23 protein-coding genes are annotated in these 23,463 nt (G+C 66.6%); 10 read left to right on the top strand and 13 right to left on the bottom strand.

Annotated elements, in window-relative coordinates; translation table 11 throughout:
• The 4 genes from ACFOHJ_RS20840 to moaB all read left to right on the top strand — a co-directional run bounded on the left by ACFOHJ_RS20840 (nucleotide 1) and on the right by moaB (nucleotide 2,675).
• Nucleotides 1-861 carry a S49 family peptidase gene (locus ACFOHJ_RS20840; RefSeq protein ID WP_378224279.1) on the top strand — a complete coding sequence of 287 codons (861 nt, stop codon included), beginning with the start codon at nucleotides 1-3 and terminating at the stop codon, nucleotides 859-861.
• 173 nt (nucleotides 862-1,034) lie between these two features.
• Nucleotides 1,035-1,220 carry a hypothetical protein gene (locus tag ACFOHJ_RS20835; RefSeq protein ID WP_378224276.1) on the top strand — a complete coding sequence of 62 codons (186 nt, stop codon included), beginning with the start codon at nucleotides 1,035-1,037 and terminating at the stop codon, nucleotides 1,218-1,220.
• 20 nt (nucleotides 1,221-1,240) lie between these two features.
• Entirely contained in the window at nucleotides 1,241-2,134 is an 894-nt protein-coding gene (locus ACFOHJ_RS20830; protein WP_378224721.1) for a 4-(cytidine 5'-diphospho)-2-C-methyl-D-erythritol kinase, read from the top strand.
• On the top strand, nucleotides 2,124-2,675 hold the full coding sequence (gene moaB / locus ACFOHJ_RS20825) for a molybdenum cofactor biosynthesis protein B (RefSeq protein ID WP_378224273.1): 552 nt from the start codon (nucleotides 2,124-2,126) through the stop codon (nucleotides 2,673-2,675). The genes ACFOHJ_RS20830 and moaB overlap by 11 nt, the downstream gene beginning before the upstream one ends.
• A gap of 12 nt (nucleotides 2,676-2,687) precedes the next feature.
• Here moaB and ACFOHJ_RS20820 read toward each other — a convergent pair whose 3' ends face one another.
• From ACFOHJ_RS20820 to ACFOHJ_RS20810, 3 genes are read right to left on the bottom strand one after another with little or no spacing between them, the layout of a single operon-like run.
• Nucleotides 2,688-3,548, bottom strand: a complete 861-nt coding sequence (locus ACFOHJ_RS20820; RefSeq protein ID WP_378224271.1) for a C40 family peptidase — start codon at nucleotides 3,546-3,548, stop codon at nucleotides 2,688-2,690.
• A gap of 26 nt (nucleotides 3,549-3,574) precedes the next feature.
• Nucleotides 3,575-3,925, bottom strand: a complete 351-nt coding sequence (locus tag ACFOHJ_RS20815; RefSeq protein WP_378224268.1) for a MarR family transcriptional regulator — start codon at nucleotides 3,923-3,925, stop codon at nucleotides 3,575-3,577.
• A 57-nt stretch (nucleotides 3,926-3,982) separates the two neighbouring features.
• Complete coding sequence (locus ACFOHJ_RS20810) at nucleotides 3,983-5,347, bottom strand: leucyl aminopeptidase family protein (protein ID WP_378224265.1); 1,365 nt, start codon at nucleotides 5,345-5,347, stop codon at nucleotides 3,983-3,985.
• 139 nt (nucleotides 5,348-5,486) lie between these two features.
• Here ACFOHJ_RS20810 and ACFOHJ_RS20805 point away from each other — a divergent pair, with 139 nt between their 5' ends.
• Nucleotides 5,487-6,308: a tetratricopeptide repeat protein gene (locus ACFOHJ_RS20805; protein WP_378224264.1), complete on the top strand. Its 822-nt coding sequence runs from the start codon at nucleotides 5,487-5,489 to the stop codon at nucleotides 6,306-6,308.
• A gap of 88 nt (nucleotides 6,309-6,396) precedes the next feature.
• On the opposite strand, the gene ACFOHJ_RS20800 is transcribed toward ACFOHJ_RS20805, so the two are convergent.
• From ACFOHJ_RS20800 to ACFOHJ_RS20765, 8 genes are all read right to left on the bottom strand, one after another.
• A complete protein-coding gene (locus ACFOHJ_RS20800; protein ID WP_378224263.1) occupies nucleotides 6,397-7,422 on the bottom strand; it encodes a type II secretion system F family protein in 1,026 nt (341 codons plus the stop codon).
• Nucleotides 7,423-7,434: 12 nt separating this feature from the next.
• Nucleotides 7,435-8,448, bottom strand: coding sequence for a type II secretion system F family protein (locus tag ACFOHJ_RS20795; protein WP_378224261.1), 1,014 nt, complete (start codon nucleotides 8,446-8,448; stop codon nucleotides 7,435-7,437).
• Between the two features lie 17 nt (nucleotides 8,449-8,465).
• Entirely contained in the window at nucleotides 8,466-9,953 is a 1,488-nt protein-coding gene (locus tag ACFOHJ_RS20790; protein ID WP_378224259.1) for a CpaF family protein, read from the bottom strand.
• A gap of 27 nt (nucleotides 9,954-9,980) precedes the next feature.
• Nucleotides 9,981-11,264 (bottom strand): AAA family ATPase, encoded by a 1,284-nt coding sequence (locus tag ACFOHJ_RS20785; RefSeq protein ID WP_378224720.1) that lies wholly within the window; start codon nucleotides 11,262-11,264, stop codon nucleotides 9,981-9,983.
• A 29-nt stretch (nucleotides 11,265-11,293) separates the two neighbouring features.
• Nucleotides 11,294-12,025 carry a CpaD family pilus assembly protein gene (locus tag ACFOHJ_RS20780; RefSeq protein WP_378224257.1) on the bottom strand — a complete coding sequence of 244 codons (732 nt, stop codon included), beginning with the start codon at nucleotides 12,023-12,025 and terminating at the stop codon, nucleotides 11,294-11,296.
• A 16-nt stretch (nucleotides 12,026-12,041) separates the two neighbouring features.
• The gene (locus tag ACFOHJ_RS20775) at nucleotides 12,042-13,520 is read right to left on the bottom strand and encodes a type II and III secretion system protein family protein (RefSeq protein ID WP_378224255.1); all 1,479 of its coding nucleotides are present in this window, start codon (nucleotides 13,518-13,520) and stop codon (nucleotides 12,042-12,044) included.
• The gene (gene cpaB, locus ACFOHJ_RS20770; RefSeq protein WP_378224253.1) at nucleotides 13,517-14,332 is read right to left on the bottom strand and encodes a Flp pilus assembly protein CpaB; all 816 of its coding nucleotides are present in this window, start codon (nucleotides 14,330-14,332) and stop codon (nucleotides 13,517-13,519) included. Before cpaB ends, ACFOHJ_RS20775 begins: the two co-directional genes overlap by 4 nt.
• 136 nt (nucleotides 14,333-14,468) lie before the next feature.
• Nucleotides 14,469-14,987 (bottom strand): A24 family peptidase, encoded by a 519-nt coding sequence (locus tag ACFOHJ_RS20765; protein WP_378224251.1) that lies wholly within the window; start codon nucleotides 14,985-14,987, stop codon nucleotides 14,469-14,471.
• Nucleotides 14,988-15,176: 189 nt separating this feature from the next.
• Between ACFOHJ_RS20765 and ACFOHJ_RS20760 the strand changes: the two genes are divergently transcribed.
• Both ACFOHJ_RS20760 and glyS read left to right on the top strand, forming a co-directional pair.
• On the top strand, nucleotides 15,177-16,103 hold the full coding sequence (locus ACFOHJ_RS20760; RefSeq protein ID WP_378224717.1) for a glycine--tRNA ligase subunit alpha: 927 nt from the start codon (nucleotides 15,177-15,179) through the stop codon (nucleotides 16,101-16,103).
• Nucleotides 16,104-16,222: 119 nt separating this feature from the next.
• Nucleotides 16,223-18,583, top strand: a complete 2,361-nt coding sequence (gene glyS / locus ACFOHJ_RS20755) for a glycine--tRNA ligase subunit beta (RefSeq protein WP_378224248.1) — start codon at nucleotides 16,223-16,225, stop codon at nucleotides 18,581-18,583.
• Between the two features lie 22 nt (nucleotides 18,584-18,605).
• Here the strand turns inward: glyS and ACFOHJ_RS20750 are convergent, their stop codons facing one another.
• Nucleotides 18,606-19,049: a hypothetical protein gene (locus ACFOHJ_RS20750; RefSeq protein WP_378224245.1), complete on the bottom strand. Its 444-nt coding sequence runs from the start codon at nucleotides 19,047-19,049 to the stop codon at nucleotides 18,606-18,608.
• Between the two features lie 173 nt (nucleotides 19,050-19,222).
• Between ACFOHJ_RS20750 and ACFOHJ_RS20745 the strand changes: the two genes are divergently transcribed.
• The 3 genes from ACFOHJ_RS20745 (at nucleotide 19,223) to ACFOHJ_RS20735 (ending at nucleotide 22,372) form a co-directional block, all read left to right on the top strand.
• Nucleotides 19,223-20,197, top strand: a complete 975-nt coding sequence (locus ACFOHJ_RS20745; protein WP_378224243.1) for an L-threonylcarbamoyladenylate synthase — start codon at nucleotides 19,223-19,225, stop codon at nucleotides 20,195-20,197.
• Between the two features lie 9 nt (nucleotides 20,198-20,206).
• Nucleotides 20,207-21,631 carry an FAD-binding oxidoreductase gene (locus ACFOHJ_RS20740; RefSeq protein WP_378224240.1) on the top strand — a complete coding sequence of 475 codons (1,425 nt, stop codon included), beginning with the start codon at nucleotides 20,207-20,209 and terminating at the stop codon, nucleotides 21,629-21,631.
• A gap of 174 nt (nucleotides 21,632-21,805) precedes the next feature.
• On the top strand, nucleotides 21,806-22,372 hold the full coding sequence (locus tag ACFOHJ_RS20735) for a DUF6101 family protein (RefSeq protein ID WP_378224237.1): 567 nt from the start codon (nucleotides 21,806-21,808) through the stop codon (nucleotides 22,370-22,372).
• 50 nt (nucleotides 22,373-22,422) lie between these two features.
• On the opposite strand, the gene ubiA is transcribed toward ACFOHJ_RS20735, so the two are convergent.
• A complete protein-coding gene (ubiA, locus tag ACFOHJ_RS20730) occupies nucleotides 22,423-23,406 on the bottom strand; it encodes a 4-hydroxybenzoate octaprenyltransferase (protein WP_378224715.1) in 984 nt (327 codons plus the stop codon).
• Nucleotides 23,407-23,463: the final 57 nt, after the last annotated feature.

Raw genomic sequence — 23,463 nt, 5'->3', positions numbered from 1 at the left:
GTGAAACGCCTTTTCAGACGCCTGCTGCCGAAATCCTGGCGCTCCGATGCCGTCACCATACCGGTGATCCGGCTGCACGGCACCATCATGGCCGACGGCGGCCGGCTGCGGCCGAGCCTGTCCCTCGCCTCCAGCGCCGGCCTGATCGAAAAGGCGTTCGCCTTCGATGCGCCGGCCGTCGCCATTTCGGTCAATTCGCCCGGCGGCTCGCCGGTGCAGTCGCGCCTGATCTACAAGCGTATCCGCGACCTTGCTGCGGAAAAGAACAAGCGGGTGTTCGTCTTCACCGAGGACGTGGCGGCCTCCGGCGGCTACATGATCGCGCTCGCCGGCGACGAGATCATCGCCGACCCTTCCTCCATCGTCGGTTCCATCGGCGTGGTTTCGGCCTCGTTCGGCTTTCCCGAACTGCTGAAGAAGGTCGGCATCGAGCGCCGTGTCCATACCGCCGGCAGGAACAAGGCGGTGCTCGACCCGTTCCGGCCGGAGAAGGAGGAAGACATCGAGCGGCTGAAGGCGCTGCAACTGGAGGTCCACGAGACCTTCATCGACATGGTGAAGGAGCGGCGCGGCCAGAAACTGAAGGACGATCCCGACCTGTTCACCGGCCTGTTCTGGACCGGCAGGAAAGGGCTGGAACTCGGCCTTGTCGATGCGCTGGGCGACATGCGCACGGTGATGAAGGCCCGTTATGGCGAGAAGACCCGACTGAAGCTGATCGCCGCGCAAAAGGGCCTGTTCGGTAGGTTCGGCCTGTTCGGCTCGCGCGGGGCTCTCCCGGAGGAGATGGCCGCGGCTGCGGCCGGCGGGCTGATCGACGCGGCCGAGGAACGCGCGCTGTGGTCACGTTTCGGCCTTTAAGTTCGGGAACCTTGCGGAACTGGTGCCATCGAATTGGCAGCGCGGGTTTACAGGGCCGGTTTGCCGCAGGACGCCGCCCAGAAAACGGTTTCGATTTTTAAGGCTTATGCGTTAGCATGCCGCTGATCGACCCCAGAGGCCTCCGGCGCCGGAACGCGAAGGAGTGTTTTGACATGCCGCAGATCATTTTCTTCACCGCCGTCGGCGTTGCCGCCTATGTCGGCTACCGTGCCTTCGTCAAGGAAGCGGAACGGGTTACCGCCAAGCTGCGCCGCGCCGAACGGCAGCGCGCCAACGGAACCATGGGAACGCTGGTCAAGGATCCGGTCACCGGCGAATACCGTCTGGCTAAGGATTGACCATCATCGATCTCGCCGTGGTGAATGCGGGTGTCGGTGCGCGTCTGGCTCCCGCCAAGATTAACCTTGCCCTGCATATCGTCGGCCAGAGGGCGGACGGCTACCATGAACTGGAAAGCCTCGCCGTCTTCACCCGCTTCGGCGACCGCATCGAGGCCGCGCCGGCGGAGGGCGACGAACTGGTCGTCACCGGAAAATATGCCGCCGCCGTACCGCTCGACGACGGCAACCTGATCGTGCGGGCGCGCGAGGCGCTGCGCGGCTGTTTCGGCATTGCCGCGACGCCGCCGGTGAGGATTTCGCTGGAAAAGAACCTGCCAGTGGCTTCCGGCGTCGGCGGCGGCTCGAGCGACGCGGCCGCGGCGTTGCGCGCGCTGCTTGGCGTATGGAGGCTTTCCATGGAGGAGGCCGACCTGGCGCGCATCGGGCTTGCGCTCGGCGCGGACGTGCCGATGTGCCTTGCGGCAGAGCCGCTGCTCGCACGCGGTATCGGTGAGGACCTGGAAGCCGTCGCGGATTTCCCTTCGCTCGGGCTCGTCCTGGTCAATCCGGGCGTGGCCGTGTCGACGGCGGAAGCGTTTGCCGGCCTGCAGAAGCGCGACAACGGCGGATTGCCGCCGCTGCCCCGCGTCATCGACTTTCACAGCCTGCGCAATTGGCTGGAGGCCACGCGCAACGACCTGGAACCGGTAGCGCGCACGCTTCGGCCCGAGATCGGCAAGGCGCTAGCCGCCCTGAAGCGGGCGGATGCCGGCTTTGTCCGCATGTCGGGCTCGGGCGCGACCTGTTTCGGCCTGTTCGAGACCGGCAATGTCGCCAAGCGGGCGGCCGCTACGATCCGCGCCCGCCATCCGGACTGGTTCGTGGCGGCGACGCGGACCCTGCCGGCGGGAGGCGATCTCCATGGCGCTTGACGAAAGCCGTCCCTTTATCCCGGTGGGCATCGCGGTGCTCACCGTATCCGATACGCGCTCGCTCGCCGAAGACCGGTCGGGCCAGACGCTTGCTGACCGCATCGTCGCGGCGGGCCATGTTCTGGCCGACCGGCAGATCGTCACCGACGAGGTGGAAAAAATCCGCGCCATCGTGCTCGGCTGGTCGCGGGACAAGGCAATCGACGTGGTCATCACCACCGGCGGTACCGGCTTTACCGGCCGCGACGTGACGCCGGAAGCGCTGGAAGCGATCTTCGAAAAGCGCATGGACGGCTTTTCGGAAGTTTTTCACCGCATTTCCTACGACAAGATCGGCACCTCGACGGTGCAGAGCCGCGCCACCGGCGGCGTCGTCAACGCGACCTTCGTGTTCGTGCTGCCGGGCTCCCCCGGAGCCTGCAAGGACGCTTGGGACGGCATTCTCAAGCAGCAACTGGATTACCGCCACATGCCCTGCAATTTCGTGGAGATCATGCCGCGCCTCGACGAGCATCTGCGGCGCGGCGCCGGAAATTCCTGAGGGCTCTGGACTCTACGGGCGGCGAAAGCCGGTCGGCCCGCCGTAGAGATATCCGATGCGCTCCACCGCCTCGCGAAAACCTTCGCGCGAGACCAGCATGGTGTGGCCGTTGGCGTGGATCATGTCCTTGTCGTCGGTCATGATGGCGACGTGGCCCTTCCAGAACACCAAGTCGCCGCGCCGCAGCGCCGAAAAGTCCGCGCCCGGATCGAACGGTTCTCCGAGATTGGCGGCCTGCATGTCGGAATCGCGCAGCACGTCTCGCCCCGCCATGCGCATCGCAAGTTGGACGAGGCCCGAGCAGTCGATGCCGAAGCCGGAGGCGCCGCCCCACAGATAGGGCGTGCCGAGGAATTCTTCCGCCACCGTGACGTAGTCGGCGGCGTGGTCGGCGACCGGCCGCAGGTGGCGCGCGATCACCGCTTCGCCGGATTCCAGCACCGCATAGGCCGTCCCCCGCGTCTCGGCGTTGCCGGTGACGGCCACGCTCGAGCCCATCGACAACCGGCCGCTTGGCGGAAAGCGCAAATCCGGCCCCGGATAGAGGAAGGTGCGCGGCACCGAGACGACATGCGTGGGCGCTGCGTCGCGCGGTCCCAGCGCGGTGGACGCGACATAGCCGACATAGCCGTCGCGCGCGCCCTGCACCCAGGCGAACCCGTCCCTTTCCTCGAACACCTGCACGTCGTCGCCGAACAGGAATTGCGTGTTGACGCCGGCATCCGCGGCTGGTGCCTTGCGCACGTCGGCGACAGCGACGGCGATGCGCCCCGGGTGGCCGGCGACGAAACGGTCGGCCTCGACCGCGCCCTTCAACCGGGCATCGGCAAGGTCGGCGCGGAAGGCGTTGAGGCGGGTATCCTGGGTGGTCAATTCGGTCGCTTTCACTCGGTCGCGTTTTACAGGGGCAGGTCGAGGGCCTTGGCAATGATATCGTCGCCAATGCGTTCGATGTAAAGCGCGCCTTCCACCGTGCGCTTGACCAGCACGTTGCGCTTGTCGCGTTCGTCTCGGTGGCGCGAAACCAGCTTCAGCGCGCCCATCGTGTCTAGCGCGCGGGTGATGACGGGCTTGGTCACGCCGAGTTTTTCGGCGAGCCCGCGCACGGTGTGCGGCGGCGGATCGAGGTAGATGGTGAGCAGGATGGTCACCTGGCGCATGGTGAGGTCGGGCGCGTCGCCGCGTACCTGCGACAGCGTTACCTGCTGCCACAGCCGCAAAGCCTGGATGGGACGCATCACGATCGCCATCACGCCACTATGGCGGCAATTCGTTTCGCTTCCGTTTCAGTTCGGGGGGGCGGCTATTCAGCCGAATCGGCCGGAAATGACCTTTTCCAGCGCGCGGATGCCCTGCGCCTCGCCACCGATCTGCCCATGCGGGCGCTCCCACGGGTTCCAGGCGAAGATGTCGAAATGCACCCAGCCCGGTGTCTTCTCGACGAAGCGCTTGAGGAAGAGGGCGGCGGTGATCGAGCCGGCGAAACCGTCGGTGGTGACGTTGTTGGTGTCGGCGATCCGGGAAGCCAGCCGTGCCTGGTAGGGTTGCCACAGCGGCATGCGCCACAGCGGGTCCTCCACCGCCGTCGAGGCGGCGGCGATCTCGGCGGCCAGCGCCTCGTCGTCGGTGTAGAAGGGCGGCAGGTCCGGGCCGAGCGCGACACGCGCGGCACCCGTCAGCGTCGCCATGTCGACCAGCATGTGCGGCTTCTCCTCATCGGCCAGCGCCAGCGCGTCCGCCAGCACCAGCCGGCCTTCCGCATCGGTGTTGCCGATCTCGACGGTGATGCCCTTGCGGCTCGTCAGCACGTCGCCGGGGCGGAAGGCGTTGCCGGCGATCGAGTTCTCCACCGCCGGGATGAGGACGCGCAGCCGGACCTTCAGCCCGGCCGCCATGATCATCGAGGCGAGGCCCAGCACATTGGCGCTGCCGCCCATGTCCTTCTTCATCAACAGCATGCCACTTGCCGGCTTGATGTCGAGGCCGCCCGTGTCGAAGCACACGCCCTTGCCGACCAGCGTCACCTTCGGCGCCGATTTCGGGCCCCAGGCGAGGTCGATCAGGCGCGGCGCTTCGGCCGCTGCGCGGCCCACGGCATGGATCATCGGGAAATTCTTCTTGAGCAGGTCGTCGCCCTTGACGACCGACACGCTCGCCTTGTGGGTGCTTGCCAGCCGGCGCGCCGCCTGTTCCAGCGCCTCCGGTCCCATGTCGCTGGTCGGCGTGTTGACGAGGTCGCGCGCCAGGAAGACGCCTTCGGCCACGCGCTGCACATGGCCGGCATCCGCGCCGGCGGGCAGGGCGACGCGCAGCGCCCGGCCACCGGATTTGCCGTAGCGAGTGAAGGCGTAGCTGCCGAGTTTCAACGCCAGCGCCGCCAGATCGGGGTTTTGCGGCGGCGTGGCGAAATGCCAGTCGCCTTCCGGCAGCGCCTTGGCCAGCGCACCCAGGGCCAGCGCGCCGCCGCCATTGCCGACGCCGAACACGACGCCGCCCAGCGCCCCGCCGGCCGCGGGCAGCACCAGCGTCCTGCCTGCTTCCCCGGAAAATCCGTTGGCTTCCGCCCAGGCGCGATCCGCCGGGGTCAGCCCGGCCTTTGCCAGCGCGCCTACCTCGACGAGGTGGATCGGCAGGGAAGCCCTGGTTTTCTTGGCAAGCAGTTCGACGGGCATCTGGCGCCTCCGCGATGGCCACGACTCATGGCCGCTTTAACGATCCGTTAGGGTTAACAGAATATTTCTTTGCCGGGAAAGGCGGTGCCGGCAGGCCAGGCTGGGCTGATCCGCTGGGCAGAAGGAAAGGCGAAAGCCGATGGGGAGCGATCGCACAATGCGAAGGACGGGAAAGCGGCTTTTGACGACGGCTTTCGTCGTCGGGCTGGCGGCGGCGACCGCCGGTTGCGGCACCAGCAAGATGACCACCGGCTCGATCAGCCGTGCCGGCGGCAAGTCGGTCGACACCATGACGTCGGGCGAGTTGCAGGGCGCTGCCGTCTCGCTCGGCCAGAGCTATGCCAGGAACCCCGGCGACAAGCCGGTGGCGATGAAATACGCCGCGGTACTGCAGATGAACGGCGACGCCGACCAGTCGCTGGCCGTGATGCGCAAGCTTGCCATCGCCTATCCCAAGGACCGTGAGGTGCTTGCCGCCTATGGCAAGGCGCTGGCCGCCAACGGCCAGCTGGAGCCGGCGCTGGATGCGGTGCGCCGCGCGCAGACGCCGGAATATCCGGACTGGCGGCTGGCCTCGGCCGAAGGGGCGATCCTCGACCAACTGGGCCAGAAGGACGAGGCGCGCCAGAAATATCGCAAGGCGCTGGAACTGAAGCCCAACGAGCCGAGCGTTCTGTCCAATCTCGGCATGTCCTACGTGCTCGACGGCGATGTCCGCACCGCCGAGACCTATCTTCGCACCGCCGTCGCACAGCCGGGCGCCGACAGCCGCGTGCGCCAGAACCTGGCGCTGGTCGTCGGTTTGCAGGGGCGCTTCGGCGAAGCCGAGCAGATCGCCTCGCAGGAGCTTTCTCCCGAGCAGGCGCAGGCCAACGTCGCCTACCTGCGCTCCATGCTTTCCCAGCAGAACGCCTGGAACCAGTTGAAGAAGGAAGACAAGGGCAAGTCGGCCACCAACTGACGGCCTGGCAAGCCCGTTTCCCCTCCGCCGTAAAAGAAAAAGCCGCCTCGACCGGGCGGCTTTTTCAATGTGCTGGCGTGCGGGCCCGCTATTGCTCGCTGCTGCTGGTCGTCTGCTGCTTGTCGCCGAACAGGCCGCGCTGGCTGACCTGGATGCCGGCGGGGCCGAGGATGATGGCGAACAGCACCGGCAGGAAGAACAGGATCATCGGCACCGTCAGCTTCGGCGGCAGCGCGGCGGCCTTCTTCTCGGCCTCGTTCATGCGCGCGTCGCGGCTTTCGCTGGCCAGCACCCGCAGCGCATGCGCCACCGGCGTGCCGTAGCGTTCGGCCTGCACGAGCGCCTGCGACACCGACTTGACGGACTCCAGCCCGGTGCGGCTGGCAAGGTTCTCATAGGCCTGCTTGCGTTCCTGCAGATAGGACAGTTCGGCATTGGTGAGAATGAACTCCTCGGCCAGTTCTACCGACTGGGAGCCGATCTCGTCGGCCACCTTGCGCATCGCCGCCTCGACCGACATGCCGGATTCGACGCAGATCAGCATCAGGTCGAGCGCGTCCGGCCACGCGGTCTGGATCGACTTCTTGCGCTTGGTGGCGCGGTTCGAGACATAGAGGTTGGGGGCGTAGAAGCCGGCATAGGCGCCCAGGATGCAGACGAACAGCTTCACGAAAGTCGGCTTTTCCGCGAGCCCGCCGAGAAGGAAGATGTAGGCGAAGGTCAGCGCGAAGCCGACGAAGGGCAGGACGAGGCGGAAGAACAGGAACTGGGTCAGCGGGTTCTGTCCGCGAAAGCCCGCCACCTTGAGCTGTTGCAGCGTCTTCTCGTCGGCCAGCGCGCGCCTCAGGTCGAGGCGGTCGACGATGGCGCGCATGCCGAGCGATTGATGTTCGCGCAGGCCGCCCTGGCGGCGGTCGGCCTCGGCGGCAAGGCGCGCGCGCTGCTTGGCGCGCAGTTCGTCGCGCTCCAGCGCCACCGCCCGCATCCGGGTTTTCAGCGTGTTCGCCCCGAAGGCCGGTATGACCGTCAGGATGGTGGCGAAGACGGCGATGCTGACGAGCAGGGCGATGAGAAACGCCGGATCGGTCAACGTCTTGATGACGAGCGAGGTCATGGTACCGGGACCCTACACTTCGAAGTTCATCATCTTGCGCATCACCAGTATTCCCATCAGCATCCACACGCCCGAGATGCCGAGGACGAGGTTGCCGACATGGGTGGTGAACAGGGGCATGATGTAGTTGGGGCTGGTCAGGTAGACCAGGCCGGCCACGATGAACGGCAGCGCGCCGATGATGGCGGCCGAAGCCTTGGCTTCCATCGACAGGGCCTGGACTTTCGCCTTCATCTTCTTGCGGTCGCGCAGCACGCGCGACAGGTTGCCGAGCGCCTCGGAAAGGTTGCCGCCCGCCTGAGCCTGGATCTGCAGGACGATGCCGAAGAAGCCGGCCTCGGTGCAGGGCATGGTTTCGGTCATGCGCAGGGCGGCGTCGGGGACCGTCAGGCCCATCTGCTGTGAATCGACGATGCGCCGGAACTCGGTCTTGACCGGCTCCGGGGACTCGTTGGCGATGAGACGGATGCCGTCGTTGAGCGGCAGGCCGGACTTGATGGCGCGCACGATGATGTCGAGCGCGTTGGGAAACTCGTTGAGGAAGGCCTTGACGCGGCGGGCCCGCCAGAACGAGACGAACCAGCGCGGCAGGCCGAGCGCGCCGACGACGAGGGCGCCCAGGGTCACCAGCAGCGGGGTGCCCGCGATGGCGGCCGCCAGCGCCAGCAGGCCGCCGCAGGCGCCGGAATAGAGATAGAACCGCCGCGGCGTCACGCTGAGCCCGGCCTGCTTGATCTGGATCTTGATCGGCGGCTTCTTGAGGTAGGCGCCCTGCGCCTTCTGCTTCTGCTCCAGCTCCTTCAGGGAGTCGTGGACCGTCTTGCGCCGCCTGGCGGCCTCGTTCATGCGGTCGCGCGTCGCCTTTACGACCGATCGGTCGGTCTCGGCCGCCCTGACGGTCTGGAAGCGCCGTTCGGCCTTCTTTTCGTTGTCGATGCGGTTGAACAGGAACGCGTAGGCCACCGCGCCGGCGCTGAGGCCGGCGAGGCCGCCGATGGCGAGCATGGTGTTGTCAATTCCGAACATCGATCCCCGCCCCTATCTCACTCGCTGCGCTTCTCCATCGCCTCAAGGGCGTTGGCGAGGCGCTGTTCCTCGTTGAAGTAGCGGGCTCGGTCCCAGAAATGCGGCCTGCCGATGCCGGTCGAGACATGCTCGCCGAGAAGGCGGCCGCTCGCGTCCTCGCCCTTGACGTTGTAGAGGACGAGGTCCTGGGTGATGATGACGTCGCCTTCCATGCCGATCACCTCGGTGATGTGGGTGATGCGGCGCGAGCCGTCGCGCAGTCGCGAGGCCTGGATGATGACGTCGACAGAGCCGACGATGATCTCGCGCACGGTTCTCTGCGGCAGCGTGTAGCCGCCCATGGCGATCATCGATTCCATGCGGTTGAGGCATTCGCGCGGGCTGTTGGCGTGGATGGTGCCCATCGAGCCGTCGTGGCCGGTGTTCATGGCCTGCAGGAGGTCGAACACCTCCGGTCCGCGCACTTCGCCGACGATGATGCGTTCGGGACGCATGCGCAGGCAGTTCTTGACCAGGTCGCGCATGGTCACCTCGCCTTCGCCCTCGAGGTTGGGCGGGCGGGTTTCGAGACGCACCACATGCGGCTGCTGCAACTGCAGTTCCGCCGAGTCCTCGCAGGTGATGATGCGCTCTTCGCGATCGACATAGTTGGTCAGGCAGTTGAGGAGCGTCGTCTTGCCCGAGCCGGTGCCGCCCGAGATGATGACGTTGCAGCGTACCCGGCCGATGATCTTGAGCACCTCGGCGCCGTGCGGCGTGATGGTGCCGAACTTGACCAGTTGGTCGAGCGTCAGCTTGTCCTTCTTGAACTTGCGGATGGTGAGCGCGGTGCCGTCGATGGCCAGCGGTGGCGCGATGACGTTGACGCGCGAGCCGTCGGGCAGGCGGGCGTCGCAGATCGGCGAGGATTCGTCGACGCGGCGGCCGACCTGGCTGACGATGCGCTGGCAGATGTTGAGGAGCTGCTGGTTGTCGCGGAAGCGGACGCTGGTCTGCTCGACCTTGCCGTTGACCTCGATGTAGACGTTGCGCGAGCCGTTGACCATGATGTCGGCGATGTCGTCGCGGGCGAGCAGCGGCTCCAGCGGGCCGTAGCCCAAAACGTCGTTGCAGATGTCGTCTAGCAGTTCCTCCTGCTCGGCGATCGACATCGCGAAGTTCTTGATCGCGATGATGTCGTTGACGATGTCGCGGATTTCCTCGCGCGCGCTGTCGGGCTCGAGCTTGGCGAGCTGCGACAGGTCGATGGTGTCGATGAGCGCGGAAAACACCTGGCTCTTGGTGTCGTAGTAGCTTTCGCTGCGCTCGCGCCGCATGGGCTTCGGCTCGGCCGACAGCGGCGGCGCCTCCACGGCACGGCGCGGCGGCATCGCCGAGGCAGCGGGCTGGGAAAGGACGGCCGTCTCCATCACCCGTGCGCCGCCTTGTGCCGGTGGCACGGACACGGGCTGGCGAACCTCCGGGATGGACCGGCTGCCGTCGTCACTGCCTCTTTTGCCGAACATGACTGATACCCAATCTCGCGTGAACGCTTACTTCCTGGCCCGCTTGAGCCTTTCGAGCAGGGAGCCCAGGGCGGCCTTCTTCTTCGTCTTGACGTCGCTTCGTCCGGTCAGCACATGGGCGATCTCGCCGATCGAAGCCACGATCGGGCTCTTGGCGTCCATTTCGCCCAGCATGCGCCCGTTGTTGGAGGCGTTGCCGAACAGCAGCGGGTCGAACGGGATGATCGCCATTGGCGTGAGGCCGAGCGGCTCGGCAAAATCGTCGGCCGAAATTTCCGGCCGCTTCGGCATGCCGGCCTGGTTGATGATCAGCTTCGGCGGCGGATCGTTGGGCCGCAGGCGCTTCAGCATGTCGACCAGGTTCTTGGCATTACGCAGATTGGCCAGTTCCGGCGTCGCCGTGATGACGACGTCGTCGGCCTTGGTCAGCGTGTTCCTGGTCCAGCCGGTCCAGGCATGCGGCACGTCGAGCACCAGCACGGGCGCCGTACGCTGCGCGGTGTCGATGATGTGCGTGAAGGCTTCGGCGTCGAAATCATAGACGCGGTCGAGCGTCGAGGGCGCGGCCAGCAGCGACAGGTTTTCCGCGCACTGGGCAAGCAGGCGGTCGAGATAGACCTCGTCGATGCGTTCGGGCGAAAACACCGCCTCGGCCATGCCCTGCGCCGGGTCCTGGTCGAAATTGATGTTGGCGGTGCCGAAGGCGAGGTCGAGGTCGGCCACGACCACCTCGGACTTGAACAGCGACGACATCGACCAAGCGACGTTGTGGGCGATGGTGGAGGAGCCGACGCCGCCCTTGGCGCCGATGAAGGCGAGCGAACGCCCGATCGGCTCGGCTTCCGGGTCGACGAAGATCGAGGAGATGACGCTGACGATGTCAGCCATCGAGATCGGCGCGATCACATATTCGGAAATGCCGGAGCGGATCAGTTCGCGGTAGAGGCCGACATCGTTGTAGTGGCCAATCACCACCACCTTCGAGGTCGGGTCGCAATGTTCGGAAAGCTGGTAAAGCTGTTCCAGCAACTGCTTGGGTTCCGCGCGCGATTCCAGGATGATCAGGTTGGGCGTTGGCGCGGACTGGTAGAACTCGATCGCGGTCGGGATGCCGCCCATATGCACCTTCAGGTGCGCGCGCGCCATGCGCCGGTCCTCGCCGGCCCGCTCGATCGGCCCGGCGACGCCCTCGGTTTCGCAGAATGCCTGGATCGAAATGCGCGGGATCGGCCGCACGGCCTGCATTGCCGAAATGTCCTGGTGCGCGGTGTCGGCGCTGTCGAGGCTGGTGTCGTAAGCCAGATTGCTCATCGTCATGCTCTTTCCGTGAAAGGCGCCGCTCAGTAGTTCACTTCCCCTGCGGTCACGCCGTTGCCGCTGTTGCGGTAGACGCCGATCACCCTGCTGCGGTTGGCGGCGTCGATCGAGGACTGCTTGCGCGGCCCGAGCAGGTCTGCGGGATTGGCCAGTTGCGCGGCCAGGTTGTTCTGGTAGGCGCAGCCGAAATTGGCGTAGTGCCTGTTTTCCGTCGTGTCGGCGATGTCGTCGGGCCAGCGGCCGCATTTGTCGGTATGCGCCCTGAGCTTGGCGTAGGAGACGCGGATCGGGGCCGAGACCTCGTTCGGGTCCGCCTGGTAGGAGAGCATGGCGATGCGGCTGGAATGGACGCCGTTTCGTGTCGCCAGGCGGGAGAAATCGCGGGCTGCCGCCGCGGCCGCGACTTCGTTGGCCGAGCCGGAAGGCGCCAGGATGGTCAGGGTGGGGGCCGCGCCCTTGTCGTAGCCGTCGAGGAAGCCGAGCAGCGTGGCGCGCTGCGACTGGGTCATGCCGCGCGCGCTGGCGGCGACCGGAAGGTCGAGCGTCTCGTTCTTCTCGGAAATCACGATCGGGTGGTTGGTGCGGTAGTCGTCCGGAATGGCGCCGACCGTGACCGAGTCGCGGTTGGCGCAGCCCGAGAGCAGGCTGATGGCAAGGGCCGCCAGCACTGGGGCGACGGCGAGCGAGGTTCTTGAGCGGCCGCCGCAGCGGGCCGCCATGCTGTCTCTGGCTTCGAGTGTCGACTGAGAGGACATGATCCCCGCTCCCCGCTTACTTGTAGATGAAGCCGACGACGCCGTGATAGCGACCGTTGGGCTTGTCGGTCTGCATGGTTCCGTAGACGCGGTTGACGCGCCCGAGGAACATGCCTGCGCCGTCGCTCGGCGGATTGAAGTTGTCGTCCGGCCGCACCAGGTCGTTGCGCGCCACCGGCCGCGCCAGGTAGGGCGTGACGATGATCACCAGTTCGGTTTCGTTGCGCACGAACTCGCGCGAGCGGAACAGCGTGCCGAGCACCGGGATCTTGGACAGGCCTGGCACCGCGTCGAGGGTCTGGCGGATATTGTCGTTGACGAGGCCCGCGATCATCATCGAGCCGCCCGAGGGCAGTTCGACGGTGGTGTCGGCGAGCCGCTTGCGCAGCGACAGGATGGCCCCGTCCACTTCCTGCCCGCTCGGGTTCGATGTCGGCTCGGAAACGGAAGTCCTGACCTTGAGGCTGATGCGGCCGGCCGAAAGGACCACGGGCTGGAACTCGAGGCCGATGCCGTACTCGATGGAATCGATGCCGGAAACGGTGGTGCCGTTGTTGATCTGCAAGGTGCGGAACTTGTAGTCGCCGCCGACCCGGAAGGTGGCCTTCTCGCCGGACACGGCGCTCAGCGTCGGCTCGGCGAGCGTCTTCATGACGCCGGACTGCTCCATGGCGTTGAGCGTGCCGCTGAGATAGCTCGCGCCGCCGACGCCCGAGCCGCTGGTGCCGGCCTTCAGGGCGGACCCGGCCGCGGATGCCAGCGACTGGAAGGAAATGCCGTCGGCCTGGCCGATGAGCTTGACGCCGAGCTGCTTCATGACGTTGCGGCTGACTTCGGCCACCGTCACCTTGAGCGTCACCTGGTCCTCGCCGACGATCTGGATCAGGTTGATGATCCGCGAGGTGCGGCGCTGGGAGTCGGGATTGTTGATGTCGACCCCGCTCTGCGCCGAGCCGCCGGCGGCCGTCTGCGAATACTGGCCGGTCGTGGCCTCGCCGCCGGAGACGAAGATGGTCGCCAGCTCTTCCGCCCGCTTGGCGTCGAGCGGCGTGTCGACCGTGCCGGTCAGCACCACGTTGTCGTTCAGCAGTTCGACCCGCACGTCCGAGGTCGGGATGAAGCGCTTGATGTAGCCGTCGAGCCCGGCGACGTCGCGTTCCACCGCGAGGTCGAGGCTGACGATCTGCTCGCCATTGGCGCCGAAGACGAAGATGTTGGTTTCGCCGACCGACTTGCCGAACAAATAGATGCGCCGCGCCGTGCGCGTCACCGCGTCGGCGACCGCGGGGTTGGCCACGAGAATGTCGTAGGCGTCGCTCGGCAGGTCGATGACCACCGATTTGTTGAGCCCGAGCTTCACGCGCTGGGTTGCCCTGGAAGCGGTGACCTGGGCGCTGCCGGCATTCGCCACGCCGACGCCCTGCGGGAAGGCGCCGGCGAAGGAAAGGCTGGCGGCAACGGCGACGAGCACCGGCAGTTTTCTGGTCGACTTCATTTCCTTGCCCCTACTTCGGAGACTTCGCCGGACTTGATCAGCCGTATCGTTCCGCGCCGGCCGTTGCCGGACACCAGATAGTCGGCCTCGTCGGTGATCTTCTCCTGGGTGTCCTTGATCGAGCGCAGCGAGAGCGTCAGGCGGTCCGCCATCTGCTGCGCCACGGTGATGATCTCGGCCTGCTGCGGCGTCAGCTCCAGCGTCGCCGTCTGGCCGACCCGGGTCTTCTTGCCTTGCTCGTCTTCCTGGATCGTCTGGTCGATCGCCAGCACGCGGATGTTCTTCAGGATCGTCTCGGTGGAAAAGCCGGTGCCGCCCGAGGCGGCGTCGGCGCGGCGCGTCATGATGACGTCGACGAAATCGTTGGGAAGGATGAAGCCGCCGGCGGAGGTATCGGCGGCGATCGAGGTGGCCACGGCGCGGCTGCCGGAAGGCAGGATCGACGACATGAAGCTCTGGCCCTCGCCGACCAGCTTGGAGCGCCGCAGCGGCTCGCCGGCGTACATCGGCATGCGCGCGACCGAATCCTTCAGCTTCTCCAGCGCGTCCGGGGCGGTGGCGCGGGTGATGAAATTGGCATTGATGCCGTCGGACGGCCAGGCTTGCCAGGCGATGTTCTTGCCGAGCATCTCGCCCATCGGCACGTCGCCGGAAAGCACGAGCACGTCCTGCAGCGCGATCGTCGGCGCCTGCGGTCCCGGGTTCACCACGACTTCGGGCGGGGCCAGCGCCGCCATGTTCTTCGCGACATAACCGGCACCGCCCGCGGCGGCGACCGCCACGCCCAGAATAATCAATCGGGATGCTGCCATCTGTCCGAACCTCGCCCCTGGCAAACCACCTAGCCGGGAGCGACATTGCGGTCGCAATCGTCAAATTAAGGTTAATACAATGCTTATGATCGTGATTAACTTAAGATGAACGAGAACAGAAAACCCTTAACACCTGTCATGAAGCAAGCCGGGCGAGCGCCCAGACCATCAGCGGCGAGTCCGGGTAGGTGATCAGGCCGCCGACCCCCAGCGCGATGCCGTAGGGGATGCCGTTGGTCTCGTCGGCGAAGTGCTGGAGGAACTGGTTGTGGCGCGTGAACATGGCCAGCACCGATCCGCGGTAAAGCAGGATGCCGAGCGTGAGCAGGCCGCCGAGGGCGGTCGAGATGAGCAGGTATTGCACCAGCTGGATGTCGAAGCCCATCCACAGCGCCGTCGCGGCCATCAGCTTGGCGTCGCCGCCGCCCATGCCGCCCATGGCGAACAGCGCAAAGGTGGCGCACAGCACCATCGCCCCGGCGGCGAAGTGCAGGCCGTAGGTGGACCATTCCATGCCCGTCAGCGGCGCCACCAGCGCGAAAACGGCGATGAGCAGCAGCGGAACGCGGTTGGCGATCGTCATCGACAGCATGTCGGACAGCGCGGCAAACACCATGCAGAACGGGAAAACGACGAAAATCAGGGCTTCAAGCATAGGTCTCACGCATGGTTGCCATGGCCGCATCGAGGTCAGGCCCGAAGTCTACGCGGATTCCGTTAAGGATCGATGAGAGGGCGGGCGCTTGGCCTTTGCCTTGACGCTCACCCGGCGGGGCACTAGGGAAAGCGCCATCCTGCCATTGCCGCCGAGGCCTGTTCCGTGAGCGTCGAACTTCCCGCCCATATGCACCCCAGCCGTTCCTTCCAGGGGCTGATCCTTACCCTGCATGACTACTGGGCCGACTATGGCTGCGTCGTCCTGCAGCCCTACGACATGGAAGTGGGCGCCGGTACCTTCCATCCGGCGACGACCTTGCGCGCGCTGGGGCCGAAGGCGTGGAACGCCGCCTATGTGCAGCCTTCGCGCCGGCCCAAGGACGGCCGCTACGGCGAAAACCCCAACCGGCTGCAGCATTACTATCAGTACCAGGTGATCCTGAAGCCCAACCCCGAAAACCTGCAGGAGCTCTATCTGGGTTCGCTGGCGGCGATCGGCGTCGATCCGCTGCTGCACGACATCCGTTTCGTCGAGGACGACTGGGAAAGCCCGACTCTCGGCGCCTGGGGGCTGGGCTGGGAATGCTGGTGCGACGGCATGGAAGTGTCGCAGTTCACCTATTTCCAGCAGGTCTGCGGCATCGAGTGCTCGCCGGTCGCGGGCGAGCTCACTTACGGGCTGGAGCGGCTCGCCATGTATGTGCAGGGCGTGGACAACGTCTACGACCTCAACTTCAACGGCCGCGAAGGGGAGGGCAAGGTCACCTATGGCGACGTCTTCCTGCAGGCCGAGCAGGAATATTCGCGCTTCAACTTCGAGTTCGCCGATACCGCCGTCCTGCACCAGCATTTCATCGATGCGGAAAAGGAATGCGTGGCGCTGCTCGCCGCCGGCGCGCCGACGGATGACGGAGCGCACCGCATGGTGCTGCCGGCCTACGACCAGTGCATCAAGGCTTCGCACTGCTTCAACCTGCTCGACGCGCGCGGCGTCATTTCGGTGACGGAGCGGCAAAGCTACATCCTGCGCGTGCGCAACCTGGCCAAGGCCTGCGGCGAGGCGTTCCTGCTTACCGAGGCCGGCGGCTTTTCGCTCGTCGGGGAGGCCGCGTAGATGCCCGATCTTCTGCTTGAACTCCGCTCCGAGGAAATTCCGGCGCCGCCGCGCGACCTCAGCGCCGAAGGCGCGAGGACGCGCAATCACGAAAACAGCATGCGGGTGGAACAGCTCTGATGCCCGATCTTCTGCTTGAACTTCGTTCCGAAGAGATTCCGGCCCGCATGCAGCGGAAAGCCGCTGCTGATCTGAAGAAGCTGGTGACCGACGGGCTGGTCGAGGCCGGCCTGCTCTACGAGGCGACGCGCGAATATTTTACGCCGCGCCGGCTGGTGCTGGATATCCGTGGCGTGAGCGCCCGCTCGAAGGACATCCACGAGGAGCGCAAGGGCCCCTCGACCAAGGCGCCGGAACAGGCGATCCAGGGTTTCCTGCGCTCGGCAGGGCTGGCGTCGATCGAGGAGGCGCAGGTCCATACCGACCCGAAGAAAGGCGATTTCTACGTCGCCCGCATCTCGAAGCCGGGCAGGGCGGCAGAAGAGATCATCGCCGGCCTGATGCCGGGCATCATCCGCGGCTTCCCATGGCCGAAGTCGATGCGCTGGGGCGCGGCGTCCGGCCCCAAGGGGATGCGCTACGGCCAGACGGAAGGCTGCGGCGGCGACGCGCTGCACTGGGTGCGGCCGCTGCAATCCATCCTGTGCACCTTCGGCCCCGAAACCGAGGAGCCGGTCGTGGTCGATTTCGAGGTGGCGGGCATTCGCGCCGGCAACGTCACCTATGGACATCGCTTCCACGCCCCGGAGGCGATTAGCGTCAAGCGCTTTGAGGATTACGCGGCGAAGCTGGAGGCCGCCAAGGTCGTGCTCGACGCGGACCGGCGCAAGGAAATCATCCTGTCGGATGCCAAGAACCTCGCCTTCGCCAGCGGGCTCGACCTGGTCGAGGACGTAGGCCTGCTGGACGAGGTGGCCGGGCTGGTGGAATGGCCGGTCGTACTGATGGGCGAGTTCGAAAAGGAATTTTTGGCGATTCCTGCCGAAGTCATCCGGCTCACCATCCGCGCCAACCAGAAGTGCTTCGTCACCCGCCCGCAGGGCGAGGGCGAGAACCTGTCCAACCGCTTCATCCTCGTCTCCAACATCGAGGCGAAGGACGGCGGCCGGGAAATCGCGCGCGGCAACGGCAAGGTGGTGCGCGCAAGGCTTTCCGACGCGGTGCATTTCTGGAAAACCGACCAGGCCGATCTTCCCGACTTCGACCTGTTGGCGGCGTCGGCGCAAAAATTCGGGCTGGACCTGAAAAAGCCGCTCGACCAGCGCATGGCGCGCCTCGATCATCTGAACGTCACCTTCCATGCCAAGCTGGGCACGCAAGGGCAGCGGGTGGAGCGCATCCGCCGGCTGGCGCGCGAAGTGGCGCCGGTCGTCGGCGCCGATCCGGACCTGGCCGAACGCGCGGCGGTGCTGGCCAAGGCCGACCTGCAGACCGAGATCGTCGGCGAGTTCCCGGAATTGCAAGGCGCGATGGGCCGCAAATACGCGCTGCTGCAGGGCGAGCACGCCTCGGTCGCGGCGGCCATCGAGGATCACTACAAGCCGCAAGGCCCGTCCGACCGCGTGCCCACCAATCCGGTGTCGATCGCTGTGGCGCTCGCCGACAAGCTCGACACGCTGGTCGGCTTCTGGGCCATCGACGAAAAGCCGACCGGCTCCAAGGACCCGTTCGCACTGCGGCGGGCCGCGCTGGGCGTGATCCGGATACTGATCGAGAACGGGGTGAGGCTGTCGCTTCTGCCTGTAATGAGCTTCGTGATTTCCGCGGATACTGCGCCAGCGTTCATGGAGGCCGCAGGAGCCGATGAAGCGGCAATGCCGACGTTCAGGTTCGACCTCCTGTCCTTCTTCCATGATCGCCTGAAGGTTTACCTCCGCGATCAGGGGGCAAGGCATGACCTGATCGACGCCGTGCTGGCGAGCCGCGCTTCCCCCTCATCCGGCCCTTCGGGCCATCTTCTCCCCGGCGGGCAGAAGAGCGGGGCGGCGCCGGCTTCCTCCTCTCCCCGGCGGGGAGAGGGTGGCTCGCGCAGCGAGCCGGGTGAGGGGCCGTCGGCCAACGACGACCTGCTCATCATCGTGCGCAAGGTCGAGGCGCTGGGCCATTTCCTCGATACGGACGACGGCAGGAACCTGCTTGCGGGCACGAAGCGCGCGGCCAATATCCTGGCCGCCGAGGAGAAGAAGGGCACCGCCGTCGCCGCCTCCGTCGACCCTTCGCTGTTCAGGGAAGACGCGGAGCAAAGGCTGTTCGACGCTGTGAATCAGGCCGAGAAGAAAGCTGGCGAAGCGATTCAAAAGGAAGACTTTTCCGCTGCCATGCTGGCGCTCAGCGTCTTGCGTGAACCGGTCGATTCATTCTTCGAAAAAGTGCTGGTCAACGACGAGGATGCGGCCGTGCGGGCAAACCGGCTGGCCTTGCTTTCGCGCATCCGCGCCGCCACCGACCAGGTCGCCGATTTTTCCAGGATCGCCGGCTGAGGCGCTGCCTCCGCCGGCCGAGTCACAGCGGCCGGTGCTTGCCGTAGCCGTTCGGGGGCAGGTAGGCGGGCGGGGTATCGGGTGCCGCCGTCTGGCCGGCCGCATCTCCTTGCGTGGCCGAGGCCTGTTCGTTCGGCTGGGCAATCGCGGCTGACTCGGCCGTTTTCTCCGCCGGCCGGGCCGGCGCAAAGGCGCTGCCGGCGACGCCGCCCCGGATGACCAGCGGTGCCGGGGCAGGGCGGCCGTGCCGACGCTGGGATGGAATGGCCGCGACCTTCTCGTTCGCGACAGCCGGCAAGGGCTCGCCCATGCTCAGGATCGACGGGGTTTGCTGGCCGGCCGTGCCAAGCGTGACGATGGACGGCGTTGCCGAGGACGAAGATCCTTCCACGACCGCGAAGGACGAGGCGCTGGCTGCCCCCGCCGTCAGCGTGGCCGCCAGGGCCAGCATTCCAGGAATGTGCATGAACACAAGCAACCCCCCGCTGCCTCTGCCCGCCTCTTTCGGGCACCGATGCCGCTTTGGTCGGATGTGTAGCAGCTGGGGGCTTTATAATTCGCCAACGCGCGCTTGCGGCGCGGGCCATGGCGTTATAGCACCGCCGGTGAGGGGCCGAGGCTCCGGAAAGGTGTGCTGTCTTGGTTGAGATCGTTGGAGCGGACGAGGCGATGGAGCAGGCGTTGGCCCTGCTCGAGGCTGGCGAGGTGGTCGCCATTCCGACCGAGACGGTCTACGGCCTGGCGGGCGCCGCGACCAACGGCGCGGCCGTGGCGCGCATCTTCGAGGCCAAGGGCCGGCCGCGCTTCAACCCGCTGATCGCCCATGTCAGCGACCTCGCCATGGCCGAGCGCATCGGCGTTTTCGACCCGCTGTCGCGCAAGCTCGCGGAAAAATTCTGGCCGGGCCCGCTGACCATGGTGCTGCCGCTGCGGCCGGAGGCGGGCATCCATCCGCTGGTGGCGGCGGGGCTCGAAACCATCGCCTTGCGCATGCCGCGCGGCTTCGGCGCGAAGCTGATCGCCCGTTTCGACCGGCCATTGGCCGCGCCCAGCGCCAATGCGTCGGGCCGCATCAGCCCGACCAGTGCGGCGGCGGTCGCGGCTTCGCTCGGCGACAGGATCAAGCTGGTCGTGGATGGCGGCGCGACGACGGTCGGGCTGGAGTCGACGATCCTCAAGGTCGAGGGCCAGGCCGTGCGGCTGCTGCGGCCGGGCGCCGTCACCGCCGACGATGTCGAGGCGGCCATCGGCATCCGGCCGATCCGAGGCGGGGCGGGCGGCATCCAGGCGCCGGGCATGATGGCCTCGCATTATGCGCCGGGCGCGGCGGTACGGCTCAATGCCGGCAGCGTGGAAAAGGGCGAGGCGTTGCTCGCCTTCGGTCCGGTGCGGGCGCAGGGCTGGCGCGATGCGGCGGCGATCCGCAACCTTTCGGAGGCCGGCGATCTGCGGGAAGCGGCGAGCAACCTGTTCGCCTACCTGCGGGAGCTGGACGCGAGCGGCGCGGGCACCATCGTCGTCGAGCCGGTTCCGCCCGAAGGCCTCGGCGAGGCGATCAACGACCGCCTCGGGCGTGCCGCGGCTCCCCGCGATGCGCTTTCGGCTGCACCATAGGCGGGCCCCATGGCGTCTCATCCCCTCGACCCGGCCCTGATCGAGCGCTTCGCCGCCATCGTCGGCGACAGCCACGCCTTGCGGGACCCGGGCGACATCGCCGGCTATCTCATCGAGCCGCGCGGCCTGTGGCATGGCAGCACGTCGCTGGTGCTGCGCCCGGGCAGCGTCGAGGAGGTCAGCCGCATCATGAGGTTGGCGAGTGAAACCGGGACGCCCATCGTCCCGCAAAGCGGCAATACCGGGCTGGTCGGCGGGCAGATGCCCGATGCTTCCGGCCGCGAGGTGATCCTGTCGCTGTCGCGGCTGAACCGCATCCGCGAGATCGACGTCAAGTCGAACACGGCGACGGTGGAAGCCGGCGTCATCCTGCAGAACCTGCACGACGCCGCCGACGAAGTGGACCGGCTGTTTCCGCTGTCGCTCGCCTCGCAGGGGTCCTGCCAGATCGGCGGCAACCTTTCCTCCAACGCCGGCGGTACCGGCGTGCTGGCCTATGGCAACGCGCGCGAGCTTTGTCTCGGGGTGGAGGTCGTGCTGCCGACCGGCGAGGTGTTCGACGACCTGCGCAAGCTGAAGAAGGACAATACCGGCTACGACCTGAAGAACCTGTTCGTCGGCGCGGAAGGCACGCTCGGCGTCATCACGGCGGCCGTCCTGAAGCTTTTCCCCAAGCCGCGCGGCCGCGAGGTGGCTTTCGTCGGCCTCGGCTCGGCCAGCGCCGCGCTCGACCTGTTCTCGCTGGCGATGGACCGCGCAGGCGCAAGCCTCACCGCCTTCGAACTGATGGAGCAGCGGCCCTATGATTTCACGCTGAAGCACGCCCCGGGCGTGGTGCGCCCGCTGGCCGACGACTGGCCGTGGTATGTGCTGATGGAGATTTCCTCGGGCCGCTCGGCCGAGGATGCAAGGGGACTGGTCGAGGACATTCTTTCGGCCGGCCTCGAGGCGGGCACGGTCGGCGACGCGGTGGTGTCGGCCTCGATCGGGCAGGCCAACGCATTCTGGAATTTCCGCGAGATGCTGCCGGAATCGCAGAAGCCGGAAGGCGCTTCGATCAAGCACGATATTTCCGTGCCGATCGCCTCCATCCCTGCCTTCATCGAACAGGCGGCGAAGGCGGTGGAGGCCGTGAGCCCCGGCGCCCGCCCCGTCTGCTTCGGCCATATGGGCGACGGCAACCTGCACTATAACATCACCCGGCCGGTCGGCGCCGACAACGCCGTTTTCCTGGCGCTTTATCCGCCGATGAACCACGCCGTGCATGAGGTCGTGCGCTCGCTCGGCGGCTCGATCTCGGCCGAACATGGCATCGGCCAGTTGAAGCGCGACGAACTGATCGCCACCGCGCCGCCGATGGCCATCGACCTGATGCGCCGGGTGAAGGCGGCCTTCGACCCCGCCGGCATCATGAACCCCGGCAAGGTCATCTGATTGCCCGTTGCTGGTGGCAATCCGATAACCATTCGCGAGATCAGCAAAATTTAACTGACTTTCTTAAGCGCGCCGGTAAGGACCCCGCGCTAGGCTCTTTCCATAACGAGGCCGGGAAAACTGGCCCGGAGGGACCGGAAAACCGGCTCTCAGGAGAGACAGGGAAAGCAACGTATGAACACCGGACTGAAGCCAGTCTGGGCGGGGCGCAACATGCGCCTCGACCCCTTTCGTTTGCCGCAGGTGGTCAGCTATGCCACCAATGATGCCTTTGGCGACGTGACCTTCACCATCGACCAGCGCGGCGCGGTGGTGCATCGCATGCTGGAGATGAGCGGCCTGCGGGCGACGATCGCGCTGCCGGCGATGGCTTTTCGCGGCGTCGCCGCACGCGCCATGGAGGACCCCGACGGCAACGTCACGGTGACGCTGGAATTGCTGCATCATGACCCGATGCTGTCGGTGCCGCTTCTGGTCGCCGACGATCTCGCCGACATCGCCGCCGACTGGCGCGCCTGGGCCGACGCCTATCGGCTGCCGATGCTGCTGATCGAGGCGGACGGCGTTGCCCGCACGCTGGAGGAGTCGCTCGGCGCCGCCATCAAGGCGATGCCGCCGAGGGAACGCCGCAAGGGCAGGGTGTCGAACATGCGCCGCCCCCGTTTTCTCGCCCGCCGCGCCACCGGCGACCTCGGCCTGAGGCTGGTCGTCCACGGCGAGGAAATCATCGCCCGCAATTGAGAACGGTGTGCGGCGGGCGGAAACGGAAAGCAGTCGAGGGTCCCGGGCGCTCACACCAGCGGCTTCAGCGCCACCCATACGCCGCCGCCGAGCAGGCCGAGGAAGATCAGCCAGCCGACCTGGTTGTTCGACTTGAACAGCTTCAGGCATTGCTCCGGATTGTCGATGTCGAGCACCAGGATCTGGCGCGCCATATGCGCGCCGGCGGCGATCAGGCCGGCGAGCGCCACCACCGGCGCCTGGGCGATGGCGAAGGCGGCGGCGAAGCACATCAGCGTGCCGGCATAAAGCCCGACCAGCCATGACTTGGTATTGTCGCCGAACAGGCGCGCGGTGGAGCGCACGCCGACGATGGCGTCGTCCTCCTTGTCCTGGTGCGCATAGATCGTGTCGTAGCCGATCGTCCACATCACCGAGCCGATGTAGAGCAGCACGGCCGGCCCGTCGATATCGCCGAACTCGTTCGACCAGCCCATTAGCGCGCCCCAGGAAAAGGCAAGGCCGAGAACCAGTTGCGGCCAGTTGGTGACTCTTTTTGCGAACGGGTAGACGGCGACGATCGCCAGCGAGGAAATGCCGAGGCCGATGGTGAAGCTTTCGAACTGGAGCAACACGGCGAGGCCGACGAGCGCCTGCAGGACCAGGAAGGTCCAGGCCTGACGGCGGCTGACCTGGCCGGAAGGCAGCGGGCGCGAGCGGGTGCGTTCGACCTCGGAATCGATGCCTTCGTCGACGAGGTCGTTATAGGTGCAGCCGGCGCCGCGCATGGCGATCGCGCCGACCAGGAAGAGGACGAGCGTCCACGGCGTCGGCAGCAGCGACGGCAGCGAATCGCCCGGCCGCGCATAGGCGCTCGCGGCCAGCGCCGCCGACCACCAGCAGGGCCACAACAGCAACTGCCAGCCGATCGGGCGGTCCCAGCGGGCAAGCTGCGCATAAGGCCACAGCCACCGCGGCAGCGCCCGGTAGACCCAGTGGCCGCTCGGCGCGTCGGCGACGCGACCCTGCGAGGCTTTCGACTGTATGGTTTCCATGCCGGTGGAGTGGCAGCGCCGGAGCATCGCGTCAAGCCAGTGATTAGTTCTTTATCG

Origin of the sequence: Aquamicrobium soli, assembly GCF_042646345.1 — a bacterium.
GTDB lineage: Bacteria > Pseudomonadota > Alphaproteobacteria > Rhizobiales > Rhizobiaceae > Mesorhizobium > Mesorhizobium soli_A.
Note: the sequence above shows the minus strand (reverse complement) of the source record. Positions and strands in the feature narration are given on the sequence as shown.

Excerpts from the sequence above, each read along its gene's own strand:
- ACFOHJ_RS20740 (WP_378224240.1), top strand. The coding sequence starts at position 20,207 with ATGGCGTCTCATCCCCTCGACCCGGCCCTGATCGAGCGCTTCGCCGCC.
- ACFOHJ_RS20795 (WP_378224261.1), bottom strand. The coding sequence starts at position 8,448 with ATGTTCGGAATTGACAACACCATGCTCGCCATCGGCGGCCTCGCCGGC.
- ACFOHJ_RS20810 (WP_378224265.1), bottom strand. The coding sequence starts at position 5,347 with ATGCCCGTCGAACTGCTTGCCAAGAAAACCAGGGCTTCCCTGCCGATC.
- ACFOHJ_RS20790 (WP_378224259.1), bottom strand. The coding sequence starts at position 9,953 with ATGTTCGGCAAAAGAGGCAGTGACGACGGCAGCCGGTCCATCCCGGAG.
- ACFOHJ_RS20805 (WP_378224264.1), top strand. The coding sequence starts at position 5,487 with ATGGGGAGCGATCGCACAATGCGAAGGACGGGAAAGCGGCTTTTGACG.
- glyS (WP_378224248.1), top strand. The coding sequence starts at position 16,223 with ATGCCCGATCTTCTGCTTGAACTTCGTTCCGAAGAGATTCCGGCCCGC.
- ACFOHJ_RS20835 (WP_378224276.1), top strand. The coding sequence starts at position 1,035 with ATGCCGCAGATCATTTTCTTCACCGCCGTCGGCGTTGCCGCCTATGTC.
- ACFOHJ_RS20815 (WP_378224268.1), bottom strand. The coding sequence starts at position 3,925 with ATGGCGATCGTGATGCGTCCCATCCAGGCTTTGCGGCTGTGGCAGCAG.
- ACFOHJ_RS20735 (WP_378224237.1), top strand. The coding sequence starts at position 21,806 with ATGAACACCGGACTGAAGCCAGTCTGGGCGGGGCGCAACATGCGCCTC.
- ACFOHJ_RS20780 (WP_378224257.1), bottom strand. The coding sequence starts at position 12,025 with ATGTCCTCTCAGTCGACACTCGAAGCCAGAGACAGCATGGCGGCCCGC.
- ACFOHJ_RS20765 (WP_378224251.1), bottom strand. The coding sequence starts at position 14,987 with ATGCTTGAAGCCCTGATTTTCGTCGTTTTCCCGTTCTGCATGGTGTTT.
- moaB (WP_378224273.1), top strand. The coding sequence starts at position 2,124 with ATGGCGCTTGACGAAAGCCGTCCCTTTATCCCGGTGGGCATCGCGGTG.
- cpaB (WP_378224253.1), bottom strand. The coding sequence starts at position 14,332 with ATGGCAGCATCCCGATTGATTATTCTGGGCGTGGCGGTCGCCGCCGCG.
- ACFOHJ_RS20800 (WP_378224263.1), bottom strand. The coding sequence starts at position 7,422 with ATGACCTCGCTCGTCATCAAGACGTTGACCGATCCGGCGTTTCTCATC.
- ACFOHJ_RS20750 (WP_378224245.1), bottom strand. The coding sequence starts at position 19,049 with ATGCACATTCCTGGAATGCTGGCCCTGGCGGCCACGCTGACGGCGGGG.
- ubiA (WP_378224715.1), bottom strand. The coding sequence starts at position 23,406 with ATGGAAACCATACAGTCGAAAGCCTCGCAGGGTCGCGTCGCCGACGCG.
- ACFOHJ_RS20775 (WP_378224255.1), bottom strand. The coding sequence starts at position 13,520 with ATGAAGTCGACCAGAAAACTGCCGGTGCTCGTCGCCGTTGCCGCCAGC.
- ACFOHJ_RS20760 (WP_378224717.1), top strand. The coding sequence starts at position 15,177 with ATGCACCCCAGCCGTTCCTTCCAGGGGCTGATCCTTACCCTGCATGAC.
- ACFOHJ_RS20785 (WP_378224720.1), bottom strand. The coding sequence starts at position 11,264 with ATGAGCAATCTGGCTTACGACACCAGCCTCGACAGCGCCGACACCGCG.